The organism is Citrobacter sp. (assembly GCF_050252275.1).
Lineage (GTDB): Bacteria > Pseudomonadota > Gammaproteobacteria > Enterobacterales > Enterobacteriaceae > Citrobacter_A > Citrobacter_A amalonaticus.
The window spans coordinates 1-3,534 of the sequence record NZ_JBFWLF010000373.1; the positions used below are offsets into that span (position 1 = coordinate 1).

Genomic DNA, 3,534 nt, shown 5'->3' on the forward strand with positions numbered 1-3,534 from the left:
CACCCCGCGTCCGTCTTCCTGCTTCGCATTTTTAAACTGCTTTGCAGAATTAGATACTGCATCAAAATTTGATTGGTTGCGGGGGCCGGATTTGAACCGACGACCTTCGGGTTATGAGCCCGACGAGCTACCAGGCTGCTCCACCCCGCGTCCGCCATTCTGCTGCGCATTTTAAGCTGCTTTGCAGAAGCATGTACTGCATCAAATTTTAATTGGTTGCGGGGGCCGGATTTGAACCGACGACCTTCGGGTTATGAGCCCGACGAGCTACCAGGCTGCTCCACCCCGCGTCCGTGGATGCGCACTATACTCTGCTAACATTTTCATGCAACCCTTTTTTCACCTGGATCACGGTTTCGGGATGAAAATGAACAAAAACAAGGCATTTCAGTTTAAATAATGTGCAAAATTTGCGTCTGGGCAGCGGTGCTCGTTTCATTAGCGGGCCGGGTTTGTTATCTTCATGACGCATGATTTACAGCTAAAAGAAGAGAACAATGAAAGGACGTTGGGTAAGTTACCTTCTCATGGGCGCGGTGGTTGCAATGCTGGCTGCCTGTTCCTCTAAACCAACCGATCGCGGACAGCAGTATAAAGACGGGAAGTTTACCCAGCCTTTCTCACTGGTGAACCAGCCGGATGCCATCGGCGCACCGATCAACGCCGGCGATTTTGCCGAGCAGGTCAAACAGATCCGCAGTGCTTCTCCGCGTCTGTACGGCAATCAAAGCAACGTTTATAACGCGGTGCAGGACTGGCTGCGCTCTGGCGGCGATACGCGCACCATGCGCCAGTTTGGTCTCGACGCCTGGCAGATGGAAGGTGCCGATAACTACGGCAACGTGCAGTTTACCGGTTACTACACGCCGGTGATTCAGGCGCGCCATACGCGTCAGGGCGAATTCCAGTACCCAATCTATCGCATGCCGCCGAAACGGGGACGCTTGCCGTCTCGCGCGGAGATTTACGCGGGCGCACTGAGCGAGAACTACATTCTGGCGTACAGCAACTCTCTGATGGATAACTTCATCATGGACGTGCAGGGTAGCGGCTATATCGATTTTGGCGACGGCTCCCCGTTGAACTTCTTCAGCTATGCCGGGAAAAACGGGCATGCCTATCGCAGCATCGGCAAAGTACTGATCGATCGAGGCGAAGTGAAGAAAGAAGATATGTCGATGCAGGCGATTCGCCACTGGGGCGAAACCCACAGCGAAGCAGAAGTGCGTGAGCTGCTGGAGCAGAATCCGTCATTCGTCTTCTTTAAACCGCAATCTTTTGCCCCGGTGAAAGGCGCCAGTGCTGTACCGCTGATTGGTCGCGCGTCGGTGGCGTCTGACCGCAGTATTATTCCGGCAGGCACCACGCTGCTCGCCGAAGTCCCGCTGCTGGACAACAACGGGAAATTTAACGGGCAGTATGAACTGCGCCTGATGGTGGCGCTGGATGTCGGCGGGGCGATTAAAGGCCAGCATTTTGACATTTACCAGGGCATCGGGCCAGACGCCGGACACCGCGCAGGATGGTACAATCACTATGGTCGCGTGTGGGTGCTGAAGAGCGCACCGGGCGCAGGTAACGTGTTCAGCGGCTAGTTGTCGGATGGCGCTTCGCTTATCCGCCTACATCATCGGGTAGGCCTGATAAGGCGCAGCCGCCATCAGGCAGTCATACCGTTCAATATCAATGAATTTGAGGTGTTATGTCTGTGGTTATCAGTGATGCCTGGCGTCAGCGTTTTGGCGGCACCGCGCGTCTGTATGGTGAAAAAGCCTTGCAACTGTTTGCCGATGCGCATGTCTGCGTGGTTGGGATCGGCGGCGTTGGTTCCTGGGCGGCAGAAGCTCTGGCGCGAACCGGGATTGGCGCGATTACGCTCATCGATATGGATGACGTGTGCGTGACTAACACCAACCGCCAGATCCATGCTCTGCGCGACACTGTTGGGCTGGCGAAAGCCGAGGTGATGGCTGAGCGTATCCGCCAGATTAACCCCGAGTGCCGGGTGACGGTAGTCGATGATTTTGTGACGCCGGATAACGTCGCAGAATACATGAGCGCAGGCTTTAGCTATGTGATTGACGCCATTGACAGCGTGCGGCCAAAAGCGGCACTGATTGCGTACTGTCGGCGCAATAAGATCCCGCTGGTGACCACCGGCGGCGCGGGTGGGCAGATCGATCCGACGCAGATTCAGGTTGTTGACCTGGCGAAAACGATTCAGGATCCGCTGGCGGCGAAACTGCGCGAACGACTGAAAAGCGATTTTGGCGTCGTGAAAAACAGCAAAGGCAAACTCGGCGTCGACTGCGTGTTTTCAACGGAAGCGCTGGTGTATCCGCAGTCTGATGGTAGTGTGTGCGCCACGAAGGCGACGGCGGAAGGACCCAAACTAATGGACTGTGCGTCGGGGTTCGGTGCGGCAACGATGGTTACCGCCACGTTCGGTTTTGTAGCAGTATCCCATGCGTTGAAAAAGATGATGGCAAAAGCGGCGCGTCAGGGCTGAGATTCTCTTGCGCGAGGCAATGCGTCGCAGGCCGGAAGACGAGCCTGCGTCGTCATCCGGCAGCGTGAGCCGCTTCGACGATCGCTTCATTGAGTGCCTCCAGCCCCTGACTGCGCGACGCGCTGAGCTGCGTGCGTAATCCCAGTTCATCAAACAAGGCCAGCGGCGAATGGGCCAGCAGTTCCGCTGCGGTTTTCCCTTCTGCGGCGGTCAGTAATACCGCCAGCAGTCCGCGCACGATGCGACCTTCACTGTCGCCGAAAAAGTGTAAAGTGCCCTTTTCAGAGCGCGTATATCCCAGCCAGACGCGATTTTCGCAGCCCGCGATCTCTTTAGCCTGCGCTTTGAGATCGTCGGGCAGTGCCGGCAGCTGTTTACCGAGCAAAATCAGCTGTCGATATTTGTCTTCCCACTGGGTCAGCGGGAGAAAGGTATGACGCAACGTCTCTTCGGTTACGGTTGTGCCAAACGGGTGTCCGGCAAACATTGGGCTAGTCATTAATCCACCAGTATTTCCAGGGCGCGATCAACGGCGTTGATCAACGCATCCACATCACTTTGGGTATTATACGGTGCGAATGAGGCACGTAGCGTACCCGAGACGCCAAGTTCAGCCAGCAGCGGCTGCGCGCAGTGCTGACCGGCACGTAGCGCAATACCATATTCCGCCAGCAGGGTGACCATATCGCTATGATGAACGCCAGCAAAATCAAAGGCCAGCAGACTGGAGTCCTGACAGCGAAATGAGCGGAATCCCGGACGCTGGGCCAGCGCCTCTTCCGCCAGCGTAGCCAGCCCCCGACTCCAGCTTTCCGCCTGGACGATATCAACATCGGCTAGCCATTCCAGCGCGGCGCTCATGCCAATCACGCCAGCGACGTTTGGGGTACCTGCTTCGAGCTTCCGCGGTGCGGCCTGGGTTGTGAAGCCCTCGAAACTGACGTCGTTGATCATCTTACCGCCACCGAGCCATGGCGACATGGCCTCCAGCAGCGCCGGTTTGCCGTAAAGCACGCCGATACCGG

The 3,534-nt window shown here is 56.7% G+C and carries 4 protein-coding genes and 2 tRNA genes; 2 read left to right on the plus strand and 4 right to left on the minus strand.

Annotated features, from left to right (window positions below):
- Window positions 1-73 precede the first annotated feature (73 nt).
- A tRNA-Met gene (locus tag AB7E14_RS21725) sits at window positions 74-150 on the minus strand.
- A gap of 63 nt (window positions 151-213) precedes the next feature.
- Window positions 214-290 (minus strand) — tRNA-Met (locus AB7E14_RS21730).
- Window positions 291-497: 207 nt separating this feature from the next.
- On the opposite strand from AB7E14_RS21730, the gene mltA reads away from it, so the two are divergent.
- Window positions 498-1,595 carry a murein transglycosylase A gene (gene mltA, locus AB7E14_RS21735; protein ID WP_316962033.1) on the plus strand — a complete coding sequence of 366 codons (1,098 nt, stop codon included), beginning with the start codon at window positions 498-500 and terminating at the stop codon, window positions 1,593-1,595.
- A 107-nt stretch (window positions 1,596-1,702) separates the two neighbouring features.
- Complete coding sequence (gene tcdA / locus AB7E14_RS21740; RefSeq protein ID WP_428169946.1) at window positions 1,703-2,509, plus strand: tRNA cyclic N6-threonylcarbamoyladenosine(37) synthase TcdA; 807 nt, start codon at window positions 1,703-1,705, stop codon at window positions 2,507-2,509.
- A 52-nt stretch (window positions 2,510-2,561) separates the two neighbouring features.
- On the opposite strand, the gene csdE is transcribed toward tcdA, so the two are convergent.
- Together csdE and AB7E14_RS21750 are read right to left on the minus strand one after the other, a co-directional pair.
- Complete coding sequence (gene csdE, locus AB7E14_RS21745; protein ID WP_044328719.1) at window positions 2,562-3,008, minus strand: cysteine desulfurase sulfur acceptor subunit CsdE; 447 nt, start codon at window positions 3,006-3,008, stop codon at window positions 2,562-2,564.
- A partial coding sequence (locus AB7E14_RS21750) for an aminotransferase class V-fold PLP-dependent enzyme (protein ID WP_428169947.1) occupies window positions 3,008-3,534 on the minus strand: 527 nt, incomplete at its 5' end. The genes csdE and AB7E14_RS21750, both read right to left, overlap by 1 nt.